Genomic DNA, 18,663 nt, shown 5'->3' with positions numbered 1-18,663 from the left:
GTGAGTCTAATTAATATCAAATTTTTTGACACCGGGGTCCGCGATCTTATCGATCTTGGTTTTAAGTGATCGGAACATATATAACAGGTCAACGGATTTTCCTTTGCCGGTTGTTTCCGTAAAATACATCTGGTAGTTACGAAACTGAAATGCAAACCGCCAGCCGGCACTCATCGAGCCTGCGCCAAATGAAACACGAAACCCATCGAGTGACTCGTACTCATAACTTGTCCGGTTATCCGGAGTTTCTTTTTTCCAGATGCTGTCGCAATTTTCGAAGAAAGAGATCAGACCGGACAATTCATTGTCATCAATGTAAGCATGAGGTGTTGTGCGGTTATTGAAGCTATAAGTATTAGGCCAGGAGTCGCTGTTAACATAAACACCCTTTTCAAAGGCTCCGGTCGTCATATTTTGAACAACGATGATGCTGTAATAAATGCCTCCAATGGAGGCGCCATCAATGTACTCTACTTTTTGATGGCTGTTTTTTTGTCGCAGGACGGTTTCAACGGCCGTGCGGACCGTTGTGTCTGTGGGTATATTCCGGAAAAAAGTATTGTCCTGGGCAAAACAAACAGCGGAGAGAAAGAGCAGGGAAAGCGTGTGTAAAATGAACTTCATATAGTATGGTTTTGATCAATAATGGCAACTTACAAAAAGCAACAAACAGATCAGAGCTTGTTCAATGTTTTTATATTACTTATAACTAAATCCCTGCTTTTCGAATGAGGCTGCCAATCGACAGGTATAAAATCCGGCTTCAATCTTCTTGCATGCAGCGTAAAAAATCAACTGGATCAACTGCGTCTGTCAAACCTGCGCAGAATACTGTTCAAAATTCTTTCGAAAAGTTAGACTAAAGTCTATGCGCATGGAATTAAAATGACTCTAATACTGTTGTAATATTGCAAACGACGCGTTAAAAAAGAGGTGATACCAATATCGTTTACTGATCTTTTTTACGTGTAATTAGAAAACTTTTATGGCAGCCAGATCTACTCCGGATAAACGTTACTACTTAAATCGTCTTGCTCTTGAGCACGAGTGTGACCCCCAGTCGCTTGACCCCTATTGGGTGTTACAACAACTATTCAGCGATGTGCCCCTGGAAGAAATGCAGGAGCTGTTTTCGGATTTTTGTGAAGCGGCGATCGCCCCGGCTTATATCTGGAAGTCAAAAACGCCAGGGGCGCTGGTTCGGTTTGTGGAAGAGCTCGAACAGCTGATCGAAGGCTGTTTTATTTTAATGGCATGGTTCAAGACAACGAAGGGTCCTATAAGCAGAACCGATGAAAGTCCTGCCCAGGTTGTCCGTCAGTTTTTTAAAGCAAAGCCTCTGGCAGTTTGGAAGTCCTGGCTGCACAGCTGGCAAACAGGGGCGTTGTCTGCCTGCAGTGTTGCCGAGATCGTGGAGCCTGAGGACCTGTTGCCTTTCGTGCAGTGGATGGAAAAGCTTTTTCCGGCTGCGGCTGCGCTGGCCGCCGGCGGGAAGAAAAGCAAATGATTATCAAAGTAAAGGCTTCGTTACACTTTTTTAAATGTTCGCGAAGCCTTTTACAATTTGAACTACTACCCGTCTTAACCTCTTAGATTCATCTTATACTACTACACTCGCCAGTCCTTTTTCCAGGGCAGATTCTTTAATGCCGGGAACATTTACTCCCTCTACCCTGAAGATGGTTACATCGTCAATGCCTATAAAGCCGAGGATCGTTTTAAGATAAGGCTCCGCATACGATATTGCCGCCAACGGACCCTCAGAATAAATGCCGCCAGAAGCAACTGCCAGGTATACTTTTTTGCCTTTTATAAGCCCTTCCGGAGCTCCGGAGCCGTATGAAAAGGTTTTCTGTGCTCTCACAATATGATCGATCCAGGCTTTTAAGGCAGATGGAATATTAAAGTTGTAGATCGGTACGCCAATCACGATTACGTCTGCCTGATTTATTTCCGCAATGGCCTGGTCAGAATGCGAAGCAGCTACAAGTGTCGCTTCACTATTATCTTCCGCCGGCGCGAAGAACGCAGCCAGATGAGCTTCTTCCAGGTGAGGATAGGTTTTTGAAACGAGATTGCGTTCTATTATACTGGCATCAGGATGCTGATGCTGTAATTCCTCTACGATTTTTTCTACGAGCTTGTTGCTGTTGGACAAAGGCCCTCTTGCACTGGAGGTGATTTTAAGAATTGTTTTCATAAATGATCAGTTAATGTCTGCAAAGACAATTAGAATAATTAGGTGAGAATGCTACGGGAAACGGGAATGACATGCCTTATGCGACTACTTCTTTCCCTGAAGAATGACTGTAAGACCTGGACTTTCCTGCTGCGTCGATGCTCAGCTCACCGGAACCGAAATAGGCGATCAGCAATGCACCGCCTGTGATCGAAATGTTTTTCATGAACATAACAAACTGCATCTGGTAAGTCATCGGATCCGTGATTGTCCAGAATTGATGAAACATGAACGTTACCGGGATCAGGAAGATCACTAATAACCACGCGCCAAGTTTTGCGCGATAACCTACCAGGATACTTAGTCCGCCGATCAACTCGACAACTCCTGATAGCGGCACGAGGACTGAAGCCAATGGTAGCCCCTGTGACCCCGCGAAGGCGATTGTTTCTGCCTTAAAATGACCAAAAGAGGAAAGAATAAAAAGCAGGGAGAACAGGATACGTCCTGTTATTAATACAAATTTCATAACATTTTTTTGTGTGTGGTAAATCTGTTTGCTAATGCGAGAACAAAAGTATCTATCTTTGCTATACTTTTGTAAGTACTATACTCTTGTATAGTACTATACAAGAGTATAGTGACAATAAATTGTTAACGAATGACAACAAAAACAAAGGAGCTCAACAAAGAGCAGTGTATGGGAATGCTGCTTCCGGTAAGAGATGCGTTGGAAGTGTTAAGCGGAAAATGGAAGCTCCCGATTATCGTGTGTTTAACGCTTGGCGATAAACGCTTTGGTGAAATTTCGAAAGAGATCGAGCAGATCACAGACCGGATGCTTTCCAAAGAACTTCGTGATCTTGAGGAGAATCAATTGGTGAAACGTACCGTGTATGACACGATGCCGGTAACAGTGGAATATTCTTTAACGGAATATGGAGAATCGCTGCATGCGGTGATCGGGGAGCTGCGTAAGTGGGGCGTACAACACAGGAAGAGAATAATGGGAAAGTGATTTTCTGTCAAATTGATTTGCGTTATTCGCCCACCGGTCTGATATACGAAGATCCGGCGATGAAAGCCAGGTTAGAATTTTATGTTTCAGGGACAGACCTATTCGGTGATCGCATCTTCTTCTCGTTTCCACTGCTTCTCCATATAAAAAGTGCCAAATGGAATGACAGATGCGATGAATGATTTTGCCAACCATCCAAAGGATCTATTGGTCTCTGACTTCACCAGGAAAGCCCACACAATAAATGCTACAAACAATACGCCGTGTGCCATTCCAACATAGCGAACCGCCAGCGGAGAATCTGCGAAGTATTTCAAAGGCATCGCGATAAATAACAATACTAAAAATGATATCCCTTCTGCAAAGGCGATCTTACGGAATTGGCTGAATGTTTTCTTTTTATTCATGTTTGTGAGACTATCTTTCAGATAGTGATTTTTTTATTTGCTGAAGCAAGCAGGAGAAGCGATGGCGTTGAACGCGGATATTTTGCCCAGGGCAAATTGAAATGATGCCTCCCTTCTGATCGGTAAACACAAACGGACAGTAAAGGTGCGGAAGCATTCTATTAATTCCAATCCTGCTCCGTTACTCATACTGTCCGTCTGTAAAGACAATATTAATAGTTGATCACCTGTTCTTCGATCATTTCAGGGATGGCTCTCCATTCATATTGCTGGTTTCTGAGTTGTGGTTCAAAGCCTGCTTCACGGATCGCGTCCTGGATGGTACGATAAGTGAAACGGTGAGGAGCGCCGGCTGCGCTGACCACGTTCTCTTCGATCATGATCGATCCGAAATCATTTGCACCGGAGTGGAGACAGATGGAAGCAGTTTGCTTACCCACCGTCAGCCAGGACGCCTGGATATTTTTCACGTTCGGCAGCATGATCCGGCTGAGCGAGATCATCCGGATGTATTCATCCGGGGTTGTCAGGTTGTGCACCCCGCGGATCCTCGTCAGAAGCGTGTCTACATCCTGGAAAGTCCATGGAATAAATGCAAGGAAGCCTTTTGCGTCCGCAGGTTTACGGCTTTGAACTTCACGGATGCTGGCGAGGTGCTGAAAACGTTCTTCGATCGTTTCGACATGACCGAACATCATGGTGGCAGATGTGGTGATGTTGAGCTTATGTGCCTCATGCATAATGTCGAGCCATTCCTTCGAGCCGCATTTTCCCTTAGAGATCAATCTGCGCACGCGGTCCGTCAGGATCTCCGCACCGGCGCCCGGAAGCGAATCCAATCCCGCATTCTGCAGCGCCTGCAACACTTCGCGGTGGGTACTTTTTTCCAGCTTGGTGATGTGCGCGATCTCGGGTGGTCCGAGAGCATGCAGCCTGATATCAGGGAATTCCGCCTTGATCTGGCTGAAAGTATCAATATAGAACTGAAGCCCCAGTTCCGGATGGTGGCCTCCCTGCAAAAGCAGTTGATCGCCGCCGTATTTGAGTGTTTCAGAGATTTTTTTCCGGTATACCGACATATCGGTGATATACGCGTCAGCATGTCCTGGGATCCGGAAGAAGTTGCAAAACTTGCAGTTAGCGATGCAGACGTTGGTTGTATTCACGTTGCGATCGATCTGCCAGGTCACTTTTCCGTGAGGCACCTGTTTTTTGCGCAGCTCATTGGCGACAAACATCAGGTCCGTCAAAGGCGCATTATGATAAAGGTGAACGCCTTCTTCTACGGTCAGGAACTCGAAATTGAGGGCTCGGGCTAACAAATCAGGTACTTCCATGCTTGAGGTTTTTGTGCTTGCCCCATCCGTATTAATTACCATGCAGGTACATACAGGGAGCTTTTTCCGCCCGGCGTCCGTTTTGCTCTTCACAGAGCAGAACCGGGATTTGCCCGTTCTGCTGCAATTTGTTCATAACAAAACTGAAGCGGGGAGTGGATCAGTTGCAAAAATACGATCAATAACAAGAAAATGGCTGAACGGTTGCATAAATGAGGCTGAAAGAGTTAATTTAGGAAAGGTTATTGATCATTAATGGGGGTGGTACAGGTTATTCGTAAGTTGAAAACCGCCCTTCGTCGTTAAATGACTGTTGTCGTCGTTATTGCCTGCTTAGAAGCGCTTTTCTTTTCTATTTTCATTACAGGAACGCTAACAAAGGTCACTGAGTAATGAGACCGGACAGCTTTCGGTCAAATTGCCGGGCTAATGAATGCGGTCTTAACCGGTCATATGAAAAAAGTACTCCAACTAACTGCGCTGGCAACTTTTGCGTTGCTTTCATCTGCCTATCTGCGGGCCCAGGAAGAATTTGTTGAGCCTCCATCCCGGCTACTGACCCGGATCCCAATACTGCAGGTCACTGGCGGCGTCGTTATTATCAAAGCCCAACTGGACAATTTTCCGGATACACTCAACTTTATACTGGACAGCGGCAGCAGCGGTATTTCGCTGGACTCCACGACCGTCGATTATTTTAAGCTCAAGCCGCAAGCCTCGGACCGTACCATTCGCGGGATTGCCGGAATCAAGAAAGTCGGGTTTCTGTACAACAGGAGTCTGCGTTTCCCGGGGTTGGTCGTTGACAGCCTCAATTTTCACGTTAATGACTATTCCTCGCTAAGTAGCGTTTATGGCGAAAAGGTAGATGGCATCATCGGCTATTCTTTACTCATCCGCTACATTGTGAAGCTTGATTATGATAGTCTTCAAATGGATATCTGCAGTAAAGGCTCCCTTCGTTATCCGCGTGGCGGCTTCCTGATCAAGCCGATCCTCAATACCTTACCCGTGCAAACCGCCCGGGTCAAAGACGAATACACGTATACTTCCCGGTTTTTACATGATATAGGGGCGGGGGTTTGCTTAATGCTGTCGCAGGATTTTGTGGATGACAGTAATCTCCTTCACCGCAAAAGAAAACTTTATCCAAAGGAAGGGGAGGGTATCGGAGGAAAAGTGAGCATGCACCTGACGGTCGTGAAGGAATTGAAATTCGGTCCATATAAATTCCGGAACATCCCCACATATATATTCCAGGATGAATTTAATGTCACCTCTTACCCGTTTCTCGGCGGCCTGATCGGTAATGATATCTTTCGCAGGTTCAACGTGGTGTTCAATTATGCAAAAAGGGATATACACCTGTTGCCCAATTCCCATTACCGTGACCCCTTCGATTATTCATATTCCGGTATAGAGCTTTATTATATAGACAACAAGATCTATATCGGAGATGTGGCCGAAAGCTCTCCGGCCTGGATTGCCGGCATCAGGGAAGGTGACCAGGTCCTCGGGATCAATAATAATCTCTCCCAGAATTTCTCTCAATACAAGATCGCGCTCCAGTCCACCGGGGAAAGGATCAGAATGTTGCTGAGCCGCGAAGGGGCGCTGTTACAGAAAGAATTCAAGGTGAAAAGTATTTATTGAGAGAAGACCGGAAACTTTCCGGCGATAAAATGATTTTCGATTTGCATGAACCGGCCGGCCTGTCCCTCACCTGCGGTCTTCTCCCAACATTCCTCTACTTTTGTTGTTTAACTCAATACTATGATTCATTTCGAAAAATTTACTCTGAATAATGGCTTGAGGGTAATCGTGCACCAGGATATTTCCACGCCAATGGCGGTGATGAATGTGATGTATGATATCGGAGCCCGCGACGAAGATCCCGCTAAGACAGGTTTTGCGCATTTATTCGAACACCTGATGTTTGGCGGTTCTGTGAATATTCCCAGCTATGATGAACCGCTCCAGATGGCCGGCGGCGAAAACAATGCTTATACCACGAACGATCTAACCAACTACTACATACAATTGCCGGCCGAAAACCTCGAAACAGCTTTCTGGCTGGAAAGCGACCGTATGCTTTCCCTCGCATTTGGTGAGAAAAGCCTGGATGTGCAGCGGAAAGTGGTCTGTGAAGAATTCAAAGAGCATTATCTCACAAAACCTTATGGCGATGTATGGCATAAAATGCGGGAACTCGCCTATACCACGCATCCGTACCGCTGGATGACCATCGGAAAAGAGCTTTCCCATATAGAAAATGCAAAACTGGAAGATGTGAAAGCATTCTTCTTCAAATACTACCGCCCCGTAAATGCGATCCTTGTTGTGGCAGGAAACGTTACCACTGAAAAAGTAAAAGAACTTGCGGAAAAATGGTTTGGAGACATTCCCGCAGGAGAAAAATATCAGCGGAACCTGCCGGTAGAGCCGGAGCAGACCGCTCCACGCAGGCTGGAAGTGAAAGCGAAAGTGCCGGTTGATGCTTTCTACAAATGCTGGCATATCCCTGCCAGGATGGACAAACGTTACCATGCGATCGACCTGCTGAGCGATATCCTTGGCGGCGGCGCATCATCCAGATTACATCAGATCCTCGTGAAAGAGAAAAAAATGTTCAGCAATATCGATTGCCATCATTCCGGAAGCTCAGATGCCGGCCTTCTTACCATCGAAGGCAAACTGGTAAAAGGAGTTAAGATCGAAGATGCCGAAAGAGCGGTGGAAGATATCCTGAAACAATTACAGGACGAACCCGTTCAGGACATCGAGCTTGAAAAAGTGAAAAATAAAACAGAAAGCATGATGGCTTTTGAAGATATGAGCGTGATGAACCGGGCGAACAGTCTTGCCTATTACGAATTGCTTGGCAATGCGGATCTGATGAACACAGAGCTGGACCTGTATGCAAAAGTGACATCACAGGAGATCACTGCGGAAAGCAAAGCGATCTTCAGACCAGAGAACAGCAATACGCTATATTATCTCGCAGAGAATTAATTTCAGAGAACAAAGAGCCGTTGTGTGTCTTCATGAACACAACGCATGTTGCACTCACCTCAAAGACTTACCAGATTAAAATGTTAAACAGAAATATCGCGCCTCCCATTGTTGACGCAGTCAACTTTAACTTACAATTGAAGCCCTATCAGAAGTTCACACTTAAAAATGGTGTGGAAGTTTATTCGGTACATGCGGGAGCAGAAGAAGTAATGGCAATTGAATGGGTTTTTCGCGCAGGTAATGCGTATGAAGACCAAAACCTTATCGCAGCCACGGCAAATTTTTTATTGAAGAACGGAACCAGTACAAAGACCGCATTTCAGATCAATGAGCATTTTGATTATTATGGCTCGTATCTGAACAGGGCCTGTTATAACGAAACCGCAACGCTTTCTCTTCACACGCTTACACGCCACCTGGAGCAACTGCTTCCATCGGTTCGTGAATTACTCACCGATGCTACACTTCCGCAGGAAGAGCTTGACATTTACCGGCAGAATATGAAGCAGCGGCTTAAAGTGAGTCTCAAGAAAGCAGATTTTGTTGCGGGCCGCCTGATCGATGTTTATCTCTTTGGTGAAAAACATCCATACGGAAAATATTCATCAGCAGAAGATTTTGATGCGTTGCAACAGGAACAGGTGAAAGCGTTCTATAAAAAATATTATCAGCAAGGCAAACTGATCATCTTTGTATCAGGCCGCCTGCCCGCGAACCTGGAAGAGCTGCTGAATAAATACTTCGGCGACCTGCCGGGTGGAGAAGTGCCTCAGCTGGAAATCCCCCCAACGCCTGCGTCGGAAAAGAAGTACCGTATAACTAATGATGCCGATGGCGTACAGGGGTCTATCCGTCTTGCGAGACAGTTTCCTAATCGTCATCACCCCGACTTCCTGAAAGTACAGGTGCTGAACACTTTATTCGGAGGGTTCTTTGGTTCAAGACTAATGGAGAATATCAGGGAAGACAAAGGGTATACTTACGGTATTCACAGCTATCTTCAAAATCACGTCTCTCAATCTGCGTGGATGGTTTCCACAGAAGCAGGACGCGATGTATCTGAAGCAACGATCGAAGAGATCCACAGCGAAATGAAGCTTCTCCGCGAAGAACCTGTAGATGATGAAGAGCTGTTGCTGGTCCGCAATTATATGATGGGAAGCATTCTCGGGGATCTTGACGGCCCGTTCCAGATCATGGCGCGCTGGAAGAATATCATTCTGAATAATCTGGATGAACAATATTTCTACAACTCTATCAATGCGATCAAAACAGTTACCGCAGAAGAGCTGCAGGCCCTCGCACAGAAGTATCTGAATCCCGAAGAGTTTTATGAATTGGTAGTGGTTTAGAAAAGTTAAAAGTCAACAGTAAAAGAATCTTACCGGAGATAACCTCAACGGTGTAGCGTTTTTTACTGTTGACTTTTTACTTTCTCTTACATCGTTGGCGCCTGCAGATCATCGATCACCTTCAGCTGTTTTTTTAACTTCTTCCCTGGTGTGAGCCTTTTCGCCAAAGCGAGCCGGAAGCTTCCGATGCTGATCAGGTATTGGTCGTTGGATGATTTTCCTTTAAGATTTGTACTGCTATTGATCCAGGCGAGATTGAAGGTCCAGTTATCACTGTTATATCCCGCTACGATCCTGACCATCAGGTTAGGAGAAATGGATGTGCGTGTTTCCGACTCTTTTCCTTTGAATTCTCTAACAAAAGAAATATCTCCGGTTGCCGTAATACTTCCTGTTACAAAGTAATTTTCCTTATGTACATGCGTGTATGCATAACCAATGCCGGGACCGAATTCGGTAAACCTTATGCGATCAATGTCGTGCTGACGATAGAACGAATCAAGATGGTTGGGGATCAAAGCGCTGTCACCTTTGATCACTCCGGTATATGCTTCACCGCCTATGAGCAATGACCCTGCAGATTTTCGCTGCCATTCATTTTGCAGGAATGCCGCGCGATACGAAAATCGTTCGCCGTTCAACAGGCGATAAACCGAAGCCCCGATCATGTTCACCCGGACGTCGGGCCGGACATAAAAAGAGTCGGGCCTCAGTGAGGCAGAACCTCTGGGCGTAGCATGATATCCCTTATAGAACTGACCATACAGGTCGATCAACCAATCGGTAGCGTAGATATGGGATTGCAGATCGAGGTATTTGCTTCGGCCTGTTTCCTTACTATCGCGGCTAAGGAACGGAATGGGGAAACCTACATTGAGGGTGAGAATCCCATAAGTGGCACCCACACCCATTGTCACGGGTGTATTTGGCCGATAACGCATCGGTTTCAAACGATCCTTTCCTTCCAGCGACAGGGAAGTGTATTTTTTTGACAGGTAAACCCTGCCGGTGATCTGCTTGGGATATTTTTTATAATACGTGCTGTCATATTCCGGGGCGGGAAGTTTTTGCCCGGAAGCTGAACCGAATGCAAAAAGCAGCAGGGCAACAGCAAAACCAGGTCGGTACAACCGGGTAGAACGAGTTTGTGTGGCTAACATGCTCAAAGTAAATTAAAATTAATGCCAATGTGGGTTTTGGGGGAATGTTTTTGAAGGAGAGATGATGGTCAGCGGCCATCTTGCGTTGGCGATTGATTTCTCCCCGGACGCACGTAATCCCCAAAATCCCCGTTAAATTCGCATATGACCTTCGATCGCAAACACCTCTCCAACGAACAGCTTGTTCATTTTTATCGCAGCATTCTTTATCCCCGGATGATAGAGGAAAAGATGCTGATCCTGTTAAGGCAGGGCAAGATCTCCAAATGGTTTAGTGGTATTGGCCAGGAAGCGATCGCCGTAGGCTCGACGCTTGCCCTGCAACCGGACGAATGGATCATGCCGTTGCACCGGAACCTCGGCGTATTCACGACCCGTGAAATGCCGCTGCACAAATTGTTTCATCAATGGCAGGGAATGCAGGAGGGTTATAGTAAAGGACGGGAAAGGAGTTTTCACTTCGGCAGCCGCGACCACCATATTTGTGGCATGATTTCCCACCTGGGGCCTCAACTTGCGATTGCTGACGGCGTATCTCTGGCAAACAAGCTTGCGGGCGAAGCGAAAGTTTCTCTTGCATTTTCCGGAGAAGGCGGAACAAGCGAAGGTGATTTTCACGAAGCACTGAATGTAGCTGCAGTATGGGATCTTCCCGTGATCTTTCTGATTGAGAACAATGGCTATGGTTTGAGTACTCCCACTTCCGAACAATTCCGTTGCATCAGTCTCGTGGATAAGGCTAAAGGGTACGGAATGGATGGCGTGCAGGTAGATGGCAACAATCTTCTTGCAGTCTATGATACGATCGCCGGCGTGCGTGATTACTGTATAAAACATCAGAAGCCGTTTCTTATTGAAGCGATCACTTTCCGCATGCGCGGACATGAGGAAGCAAGCGGCACCAAATACGTTCCGCAGAACCTGTTTGATTTGTGGGAACAAAAAGACCCTGTAAAAAATTATGAAGATTATCTCCTGTCTGCAAGGGTCTTGTCAACAGAAGATATCAACTCGATAAAAACTGAGTTGAAAGAACTGATAGAATCCGAATTGCAGAAAGGATTTGATACATTACCAGTCATCGTAGATGAGGAGCTGGAGCTGAATGATGTTTATGCAGAGAAGGGTTCGTCCGCGGAGGTCACCGTTATTGATAATTCCGTTTCCCCGTATGAAGGAACTTCTGTTCATCGTGAACTAAGGCTTATTGATGCGATCAAAGAAGGCTTGCAGCAGAGCATGCAGCAACATTCCAATCTTTTACTGTTGGGCCAGGATATTGCTGAATACGGCGGTGCCTTCAAGATCACGGAGGGATTTGTGGAGGAGTTTGGTAAGCAGCGCGTACGTAATACGCCATTGTGTGAAAGCGCGATCGTGGGAGCCGCATTGGGCCTTAGCCTTAAAGGGTATAAGAGTATGATGGAAATGCAGTTTGCGGATTTTGTGACTGTTGGATTCAACCAGATAATAAACAACCTCGCGAAGATCCACTATCGATGGGGGCAAAATGCGGATGTAGTGATCAGGATGCCGTCTGGCGGAGGAGTTGGAGCCGGTCCGTTCCATTCGCAGAGCAATGAGGCATGGTTCACGCATACTCCCGGATTGAAAGTCGTTTATCCGTCAAATCCGCTTGATGCGAAAGGGTTGCTGATCGCCGCGATCAATGATCCCAATCCCGTGATGTTCTTTGAGCACAAGGCTCTTTACCGGAGCGTGTCTGGCGATGTGCCGGAGGAATACTACGAGATCGAGATCGGCAAAGCCCGTCGTGTACGAACAGGAAATGAGATCAGTATAATAACTTATGGAAGCGGTGTGCACTGGGCAGAAGAGTTCGCGAATAGTCATCGCGAGATCTCAATCGACATTCTTGATCTGCGAACCTTGCTGCCACTGGACTATCACGCTATCCGCGAAGCTGTGAGCCGTACGGGCCGCGTGCTGGTGTTGCATGAAGATACCCTGACCGGCGGTATCGGTGGAGAAATTGCCGCCTGGATCGGCGAACATTGTTTTGATAAGCTGGATGCACCCGTCATGAGATGCGGCTCTCTCGATACACCGATCCCCTTCAATATAGAACTGGAAAAGAAGTTTATGGCAAAAGCGAGATTGGAGGAGATGATAGTAAAATTGAAGGAGTACTAGGCGGGGCAGGGTAAGAGCGTATAATTCGAAGTTTTTGGATCCTTGTTCGCGCAACCCTAAACAGTTGAACCATTAAACTTTTACATCATCCGTCCCGCATTATCCCTATATTGCGGTTACCACCTCGTATGAAGAAACTAATCTGGGCTCTAAGCCTGCTTTTTGCAGGGCTGTCTGCCTGTACGCAATCGTCCCGTACTGACAGTCTGGGAAAACTGATCGATCAAGCCAGGGATGAAGCCGGTAAGGCAAAGCTGCTGATCCTTCGCAGCCGGTCTTATGCCGCACCGCAGACCCCGCTGGCCTTAGCAGATGCACAACAGGCGCTGGCCATCTATCAACAGGAAAAAGACGAGAAAGGACAGGTTGATGCATATGTTCAACTATCCGGACTTTACAGCCGTCAGAACAAATATCTTCTCGCATTATCGGTCGACTCTATCTCCTATTCACTTTCTGAAAAAAATAATTACAAACAGGGGCTTGCGTTTTCAAGCAGTAATATGGGCAGGAATCTCCAGCAGATCGGGCGATTCAAAGAGGCGCATGATCTGCTGACAAAAAGCCTTCTTCTCTTTAAAGAAACAGGTCAGGAGCGGGAGACCGCTGAAGTCTATAATCGTCTTGGAATTATCAGCCGGAGGCTTTCTGACTTCAGTGCATCACTACAGCATTATGATAATGGGATTGCTGTTGCCAGAAAATACGATCTCGGACCATCGCTGGCAAACCTGCTAATGAATAAGGCCAATACCCTGAATGAATCAGCAAAATATGATGAGGCAATTGATCTTCACCTGCAGAGTATCCGCATAAAGGACAGGCTGAAAGACAACCGAAGCCTGGTACAATCATACAACAATCTTGCAAACGTTTACAACACTACCGGTCAGTTTGAAGAGGCATTACACTACTATCGCCTGGCCGCAACCATGAGCGAGAAAACCGGAAACAAAACTTCACTGGCACTTGCATTCAGTAATATGGCGATCGCATCCGCCAGGATCAAACGATTGGATTCTATCGAGTATTTCTATCAGCGATCCCTTTCTCTTTTTCTTGAAACGAATGATAAGCCGGGCACTGCGATGGTGCGTAACAATCTCGGCAATTATTATCATGAGACGGGCAAATATGATCAGGCACTCGAAGAACTACGGAAAGCACTGGAGATGCGAAAAGGAACAGGGAGCATATATGATATAGCGTCAACTACTAATACAATAGGGGTTGTATTGAGAAAACTGAAACGTTATGAAGAGGCCGAGCAACACCTTGTGAAGTCGCTCAATATGGTACGCAATGATGGTTCAGCACTGCAGCAGACCATATACCGGGCTCTCGGAGATCATTACCAGGAAACAGGAGATTTCGAAAAGGCAGCGGCTTACCAGGCAAAATATATCAGCATCAGCGACACATTACTTACCGAAGGAGAGACGGTCAATATGGTAAAGGCGCAATCGAAATACGAGATCGAGAAGAAAGAAAATCAGCTCGCATTGGCAAAAGCATCTGAGGAGCTGAATGCTGTGCGTCTTGCTAACCGCAACCGAACGATCGCGCTGATGATCGGACTGGCTTTATTACTGTTTGCCGGAATGCTGCTCTATTTCCGCAGTTATCAATTGAAAAAGAGAGCGGCGCTAGCCCTTACACAAAAGAATGAAAAAATTGAAACCCTGGTGAAAGAGCTGCATCACCGGGTTAAAAATAACCTGCAGGTAGTTTCCGGGCTACTGTCATTACAGTCAAACAGAACGGAGGATGAATCCGCCCGCGCAGCGATGCAGGAAGGAAGAAGCCGGATCAATGCGATGGCGCTGATCCATCAGAAGCTCTACACAGAAACAGATCTTGCCGCCGTCGATATCAAAGACTACCTGGAAAATTTATCAGGCTCGCTCGCAGGAAGCTTCGGGTATAAGACCGGCAGTATCCAGACCGAGGTGAGATTGAAGGACCCGAATATCGATATTGATCTGGCGATGCCAATAGGCCTGATCGTAAACGAGTTGGTGACCAATGCCTTCAAACATGCTTTTGCGGGGATCAGGGATCCGGCAATCACGATCCGTCTGCAGCAGCTGCAGGAGAAAAAACTTGAATTGCAGGTGATGGACAATGGAAAAGGAATGGGTGAAGAAAAACCAACTTCCTTCGGCATGAAACTGGTTCAGACCCTGGTAAGACAAATGAATGGCCAGCTATCGGTCCGTTCAAATCCCGGTACCGCATACACTATCGAAATCAGCACCACATGAGCAGGAAAGAGAACACAAATATTCTGATAGTAGAAGACGAATTGATCACGGCCGAAAGCATTGTTGAGTTGCTGGAGGATGAAGACTTCAAGGTGATCGGGGTGGCAAGAGATGCCGCTACTGCATTACTGCTATGCAGCCAGGCTGATGCTTTGCCGCAGGTGGTGATCTGCGATATTCATATCAAGGGAGATACCAGCGGAATTGAACTGGCTGGCCAGCTCAAGAAAATGCACGGGTGCGAGATCATTTTCTTAACAGCCTATTCCGATGCAAAAACATTACAGGCAGCGTTTTCAACTGATCCTGTGATGTATGTGGTAAAGCCATATTCCGATGCGCAGTTACTGGTAGCGATCCAGATGGCGTTCCATAAACTATTCCGACAGGAAAATGAAGTTTTGCCCGGGCTTGAACTGACAGAACGTGAAAGAGAAGTGGCGCTTCTGGTAGCGAAAGGACTTTCTTCAAAACAAATTGCGAATAAGTTGGGAATCAGTTTGGAGACGGTGAAGACCCACAGGAGGCGAATGCTGCAGAAGAATAATATCAGCAGTTTCCCGCATTTGATCTACTTGTTAAATAATGATAAGTAGTGATCGTCACAAAGTGGCGGACGCAACGAGATACACTATTTACAGACTGTTCCGTCGCATCCGCCTGTTCCTTTTAGGCAAGTATTAAATAAAGACTGCCGGACCCCGGAGCTACCTCGCGGCATCCTTCTTTTTCATTGGTCCGTACAAGCTTTTTCCAGCCCTGGCTCCCGTGTGTTGTTCATGGTCAACGGTCATTACGCCATTGACCAATACGTAATGAAAGCCTTTTGAATAAGCATGAGGCTTTTCAAAGGTTGATACATCCTTTACGGTCTTTTCATCAAACACAACAATGTCAGCGGCAAACCCTTCACGAAGCAGCCCCCGGTCCTGCAGTTGAAATTTCTGAGCAGGTAGCGAAGTCATCCTGCGGATCGCTTCTTCGAGAGAAATTACTTTCTCTTCCCGAACATATTTTGCCAGGACACGTGCATTCGTTCCATATCCTCTCGGATGCGGCATGCCCGCATTTAATACGCGGATCGTTGCATCGCTGGCAAACATATTGAACGGATATTGCATGATACGCTTTACATCTTCCTCGCCCATACCGTGAAAGACAGCACTCGCTCCTCCATTGATCATGATCTCCATTACGGTCTCGGTTTCTGTCTTTGCATTATGCTTACGGCCGTTCATCAGATTGATCTGTTCAATGCTTTTGCCGTTAAAACTTGTGTCTGACTGATAGTACGCAACTACAGCATAACTGAAATGCTTGAGCTTTCTTTTCTTTAAACGTTCCAGCATAGATCGGGTGACGTACCTGCGGACTTCAGGACGTTGCAATCTTGCTTTGATCGAATCCTGGCCATCGGCAAGGATCTCTTCGGGGATCAGCGTGCTTATAGATGTGCTGCTTGCAGTATAGGGGTACTGATCGATCGTCACTTCAATCCCTTCACGTCTTGCCGCTTCTATCATGGCAACAGTTTCCCGGCTTCTGCCCCAGTTCTGCTGACCGCTTAGCTTGAAATGTGAGATCTCAACAGGGATATTGGCGCCGCGGCCAATTGCAAGCGCCTCTTCGATCGCCTGCGTAACGCTATCGCCTTCATCACGCATGTGCGTTGCATATAAGCCGTCATAGTTTGCGGCAATTTTAGCCAGGGATATGATCTCCGGGGTTTTGGTATAAGTACCGGGAATGTATATCAGGCCGGTCGATAAGCCCAGTGCGCCATCCTGCATGGCTTTTTCCATCAGCTGTTCCATCTGTCGCATCTCGGTTGAAGAGGCATCACGATTTGCACGGCCCAACACCTGTTTGCGGATATCATTGTGGCCGGCAAGTGTGGCAACATTGATCGACAGTTTTAAGGAGTCTATCCATTTCAGGTACCGGGCTACATCAATATTGGAGCTGCCGCAGTTTCCCGTGATGCAGGTAGTAACACCATCCAGGATGAAGCTTGTCGCTTTGGGATCTTTGTCTTCATCACCTTCTAGATGCGTATGTACGTCGATAAAACCGGGCGCGACGATCAGGCCTTTTGCATCAATCGTTTTCTTTCCTTTAAATGAAATGTTACGGCCAATAGCCACGATCTTACCGTCACTGACCGCTACGCTGCCATAATACCAGTTATTACCTGATCCGTCAATGACCTTCCCATTTTCTATGAGTATATCACAGGTGTTATTTTGCGCAAATGCCTGAAGAGAGATCAGGCAGCAGAGGGTGAAAAGGCGTTTCATAAATGGAAGGTAATAACAAATGCGGCAATCTGCTGTGTTTAACTAAAGGCGATGACCGATGGCTGATGGCCGATGGCCGAGCTCCGCGTTTTGATACAGGCTAATAGAAAAGAAGCTGTAACTGTATTTTCAGCCATCGCTCATCAGCCATCGCTCATCGGCCATCGGCCATCGGTCATTGGCCATCGGTCATCGGCCATCGGTCATCGGCCATCGGCCATCGGTCATCGCTCATCGCTCATCGGCCATCGGCCATCGCTCATCGGCCATCTGATTATTGACAAAAGAAAAACAGATTACATAGATGCTTTGCTGTAAAAAGCCTTCAATGTAATCTGTTTGGTTCCGCTTCTTTGCGGGGGAAGGTTTAACATGGACGTGCCACTGCTGCGACACTAATCACTTACTTCCGTTGTTGTAACACTCTTTACATTTCCCAAGTCGTCTTTCCTGACAACAGTTGTTGTTCTGCGTCTTGAGCCGCCGCCGCTGAACAGTCCGATTAGTATCACCAATACGACGCCGCCAACCACCCATTTCCAGTTTCGTTCAAACCAGTTGCCGATCTGGGCCTCGTTCACTTCGATCGCTTTCTCCTGAGCAAAAAGAAAAGTCTGTATTGCGAATAACAGCAAACCGGTAAATATAACACGGATGCTACGCATAATAGTTGAATGTTTCATATCGTGCAAATTGGTTAATACCTCCATTCCGCCAATTCTTGCGCCAATGCTGCCGGAACGTCGAAAGCCAGTGCCTTGCAAACACATGCAAGACACTGGCTTTCATTTTTATATACGTGCAATACGGCACGTATAAATTTTTTAGTGTGTAAGGATAGATGGTATCGTGTGGTGTATTCTACACAGAACGCCCGGAAACGTTACTCGTCTTTGGAGCTTTTTTCGCCCACAAACCAATCCTCTTTATTGCGGAACAGCACATTGAACGTTGTAAGCGAGCCATAGCAACGTGTTACGTACTGTTGCATGCCCACTTTATCCTCGTCAGAGAGCTTTTTATTACTATTGATGTTTTGCTCGAGAACCCGCAACCTGTCACGCAGCATCACCACTTTGTGAAAGAAATCCTCTACCGGAATTTCTTTTCCTTTCAGATTCTTGTCTGCAGGCTGGAGGATCAGCGTACCTCCGGTCCATCTGTCCCCCAGAGGAACCGGCTCTGTGATCCCTCCCCATAGACGAAGGATCTTAAGCAATGAACGCTCCGTTTCGGAATGGGTTTCGACTTCCACACTAAGATTCTCAGGGATGATCTCGTCCAGTTTTGGGTCCGTTTTATCGATCTCTTTTATTCCATGATTGATAAAAGAAATAAGATAGGTGGCATACCTGATCCCTACGATCACACCCGGACCGAACTGTGTATGCTGCAGACGTGTGCCTATTCCCAGCACTAACTGATTTTCCTCCATCTGGATAAGAGTTTAAAAAGAGTTAAAGAGTAAAGTGGTTTATTA

18 protein-coding genes are annotated in these 18,663 nt (G+C 46.6%); 9 read left to right on the top strand and 9 right to left on the bottom strand.

Annotation, left to right across the window (positions count from 1 at the left end; genetic code table 11):
• Window positions 1–6: 6 nt before the first annotated feature.
• A complete protein-coding gene (locus LZZ85_RS01330) occupies window positions 7–624 on the bottom strand; it encodes a hypothetical protein (protein WP_237868120.1) in 618 nt (205 codons plus the stop codon).
• Window positions 625–985: 361 nt separating this feature from the next.
• Between LZZ85_RS01330 and LZZ85_RS01325 the strand changes: the two genes are divergently transcribed.
• Window positions 986–1,507, top strand: coding sequence for a hypothetical protein (locus LZZ85_RS01325; protein WP_237868119.1), 522 nt, complete (start codon window positions 986–988; stop codon window positions 1,505–1,507).
• A gap of 93 nt (window positions 1,508–1,600) precedes the next feature.
• On the opposite strand, the gene LZZ85_RS01320 is transcribed toward LZZ85_RS01325, so the two are convergent.
• Both LZZ85_RS01320 and LZZ85_RS01315 read right to left on the bottom strand, forming a co-directional pair.
• Window positions 1,601–2,200, bottom strand: a complete 600-nt coding sequence (locus tag LZZ85_RS01320) for an FMN-dependent NADH-azoreductase (protein WP_237868118.1) — start codon at window positions 2,198–2,200, stop codon at window positions 1,601–1,603.
• A 76-nt stretch (window positions 2,201–2,276) separates the two neighbouring features.
• Complete coding sequence (locus tag LZZ85_RS01315; RefSeq protein WP_237868117.1) at window positions 2,277–2,708, bottom strand: DoxX family protein; 432 nt, start codon at window positions 2,706–2,708, stop codon at window positions 2,277–2,279.
• Window positions 2,709–2,840: 132 nt separating this feature from the next.
• Here LZZ85_RS01315 and LZZ85_RS01310 point away from each other — a divergent pair, with 132 nt between their 5' ends.
• Entirely contained in the window at window positions 2,841–3,197 is a 357-nt protein-coding gene (locus LZZ85_RS01310; RefSeq protein WP_237868116.1) for a winged helix-turn-helix transcriptional regulator, read from the top strand.
• 98 nt (window positions 3,198–3,295) lie between these two features.
• Here LZZ85_RS01310 and LZZ85_RS01305 read toward each other — a convergent pair whose 3' ends face one another.
• Both LZZ85_RS01305 and mqnC read right to left on the bottom strand, forming a co-directional pair.
• Entirely contained in the window at window positions 3,296–3,604 is a 309-nt protein-coding gene (locus LZZ85_RS01305; RefSeq protein ID WP_237868115.1) for a DUF3817 domain-containing protein, read from the bottom strand.
• Window positions 3,605–3,816: 212 nt separating this feature from the next.
• Window positions 3,817–4,941, bottom strand: a complete 1,125-nt coding sequence (gene mqnC, locus LZZ85_RS01300; RefSeq protein WP_237868114.1) for a cyclic dehypoxanthinyl futalosine synthase — start codon at window positions 4,939–4,941, stop codon at window positions 3,817–3,819.
• Here mqnC and LZZ85_RS01295 point away from each other — a divergent pair.
• The 4 genes from LZZ85_RS01295 (at window position 4,940) to LZZ85_RS01280 (ending at window position 9,308) form a co-directional block, all read left to right on the top strand.
• Window positions 4,940–5,197 (top strand): hypothetical protein, encoded by a 258-nt coding sequence (locus LZZ85_RS01295; protein WP_237868113.1) that lies wholly within the window; start codon window positions 4,940–4,942, stop codon window positions 5,195–5,197. The two genes, mqnC and LZZ85_RS01295, sit on opposite strands and share 2 nt — an antisense overlap.
• 197 nt (window positions 5,198–5,394) lie before the next feature.
• Window positions 5,395–6,594 carry an aspartyl protease family protein gene (locus LZZ85_RS01290; RefSeq protein WP_237868112.1) on the top strand — a complete coding sequence of 400 codons (1,200 nt, stop codon included), beginning with the start codon at window positions 5,395–5,397 and terminating at the stop codon, window positions 6,592–6,594.
• 120 nt (window positions 6,595–6,714) lie between these two features.
• Complete coding sequence (locus tag LZZ85_RS01285; protein WP_237868111.1) at window positions 6,715–7,953, top strand: M16 family metallopeptidase; 1,239 nt, start codon at window positions 6,715–6,717, stop codon at window positions 7,951–7,953.
• A gap of 80 nt (window positions 7,954–8,033) precedes the next feature.
• Complete coding sequence (locus LZZ85_RS01280; protein WP_237868110.1) at window positions 8,034–9,308, top strand: M16 family metallopeptidase; 1,275 nt, start codon at window positions 8,034–8,036, stop codon at window positions 9,306–9,308.
• A gap of 86 nt (window positions 9,309–9,394) precedes the next feature.
• On the opposite strand, the gene LZZ85_RS01275 is transcribed toward LZZ85_RS01280, so the two are convergent.
• Window positions 9,395–10,468: a DUF4421 domain-containing protein gene (locus tag LZZ85_RS01275; protein WP_237868109.1), complete on the bottom strand. Its 1,074-nt coding sequence runs from the start codon at window positions 10,466–10,468 to the stop codon at window positions 9,395–9,397.
• A 144-nt stretch (window positions 10,469–10,612) separates the two neighbouring features.
• On the opposite strand from LZZ85_RS01275, the gene LZZ85_RS01270 reads away from it, so the two are divergent.
• The 3 genes from LZZ85_RS01270 to LZZ85_RS01260 all read left to right on the top strand — a co-directional run bounded on the left by LZZ85_RS01270 (window position 10,613) and on the right by LZZ85_RS01260 (window position 15,482).
• Window positions 10,613–12,622 (top strand): alpha-ketoacid dehydrogenase subunit alpha/beta, encoded by a 2,010-nt coding sequence (locus LZZ85_RS01270; RefSeq protein ID WP_237868108.1) that lies wholly within the window; start codon window positions 10,613–10,615, stop codon window positions 12,620–12,622.
• Between the two features lie 128 nt (window positions 12,623–12,750).
• On the top strand, window positions 12,751–14,886 hold the full coding sequence (locus LZZ85_RS01265) for a tetratricopeptide repeat-containing sensor histidine kinase (protein ID WP_237868107.1): 2,136 nt from the start codon (window positions 12,751–12,753) through the stop codon (window positions 14,884–14,886).
• Window positions 14,883–15,482: a response regulator transcription factor gene (locus LZZ85_RS01260; RefSeq protein WP_237868106.1), complete on the top strand. Its 600-nt coding sequence runs from the start codon at window positions 14,883–14,885 to the stop codon at window positions 15,480–15,482. The genes LZZ85_RS01265 and LZZ85_RS01260 overlap by 4 nt, the downstream gene beginning before the upstream one ends.
• A 111-nt stretch (window positions 15,483–15,593) precedes the next feature.
• On the opposite strand, the gene LZZ85_RS01255 is transcribed toward LZZ85_RS01260, so the two are convergent.
• The 3 genes from LZZ85_RS01255 to LZZ85_RS01245 all read right to left on the bottom strand — a co-directional run bounded on the left by LZZ85_RS01255 (window position 15,594) and on the right by LZZ85_RS01245 (window position 18,618).
• Window positions 15,594–17,183, bottom strand: coding sequence for an N-acyl-D-amino-acid deacylase family protein (locus LZZ85_RS01255; RefSeq protein ID WP_237868105.1), 1,590 nt, complete (start codon window positions 17,181–17,183; stop codon window positions 15,594–15,596).
• A 395-nt stretch (window positions 17,184–17,578) separates the two neighbouring features.
• Window positions 17,579–17,866, bottom strand: a complete 288-nt coding sequence (locus tag LZZ85_RS01250) for a hypothetical protein (RefSeq protein ID WP_237868104.1) — start codon at window positions 17,864–17,866, stop codon at window positions 17,579–17,581.
• Between the two features lie 200 nt (window positions 17,867–18,066).
• Entirely contained in the window at window positions 18,067–18,618 is a 552-nt protein-coding gene (locus LZZ85_RS01245) for a DUF8685 domain-containing protein (protein ID WP_237868103.1), read from the bottom strand.
• Window positions 18,619–18,663 lie beyond the last annotated feature (45 nt).

Origin of the sequence: Terrimonas ginsenosidimutans, assembly GCF_022012415.1 — a bacterium.
Lineage (GTDB): Bacteria > Bacteroidota > Bacteroidia > Chitinophagales > Chitinophagaceae > Terrimonas_A > Terrimonas_A ginsenosidimutans.
The sequence above is the reverse complement of the archived record's forward strand: the minus strand, read 5'-3'. Positions and strand labels throughout refer to the sequence as shown.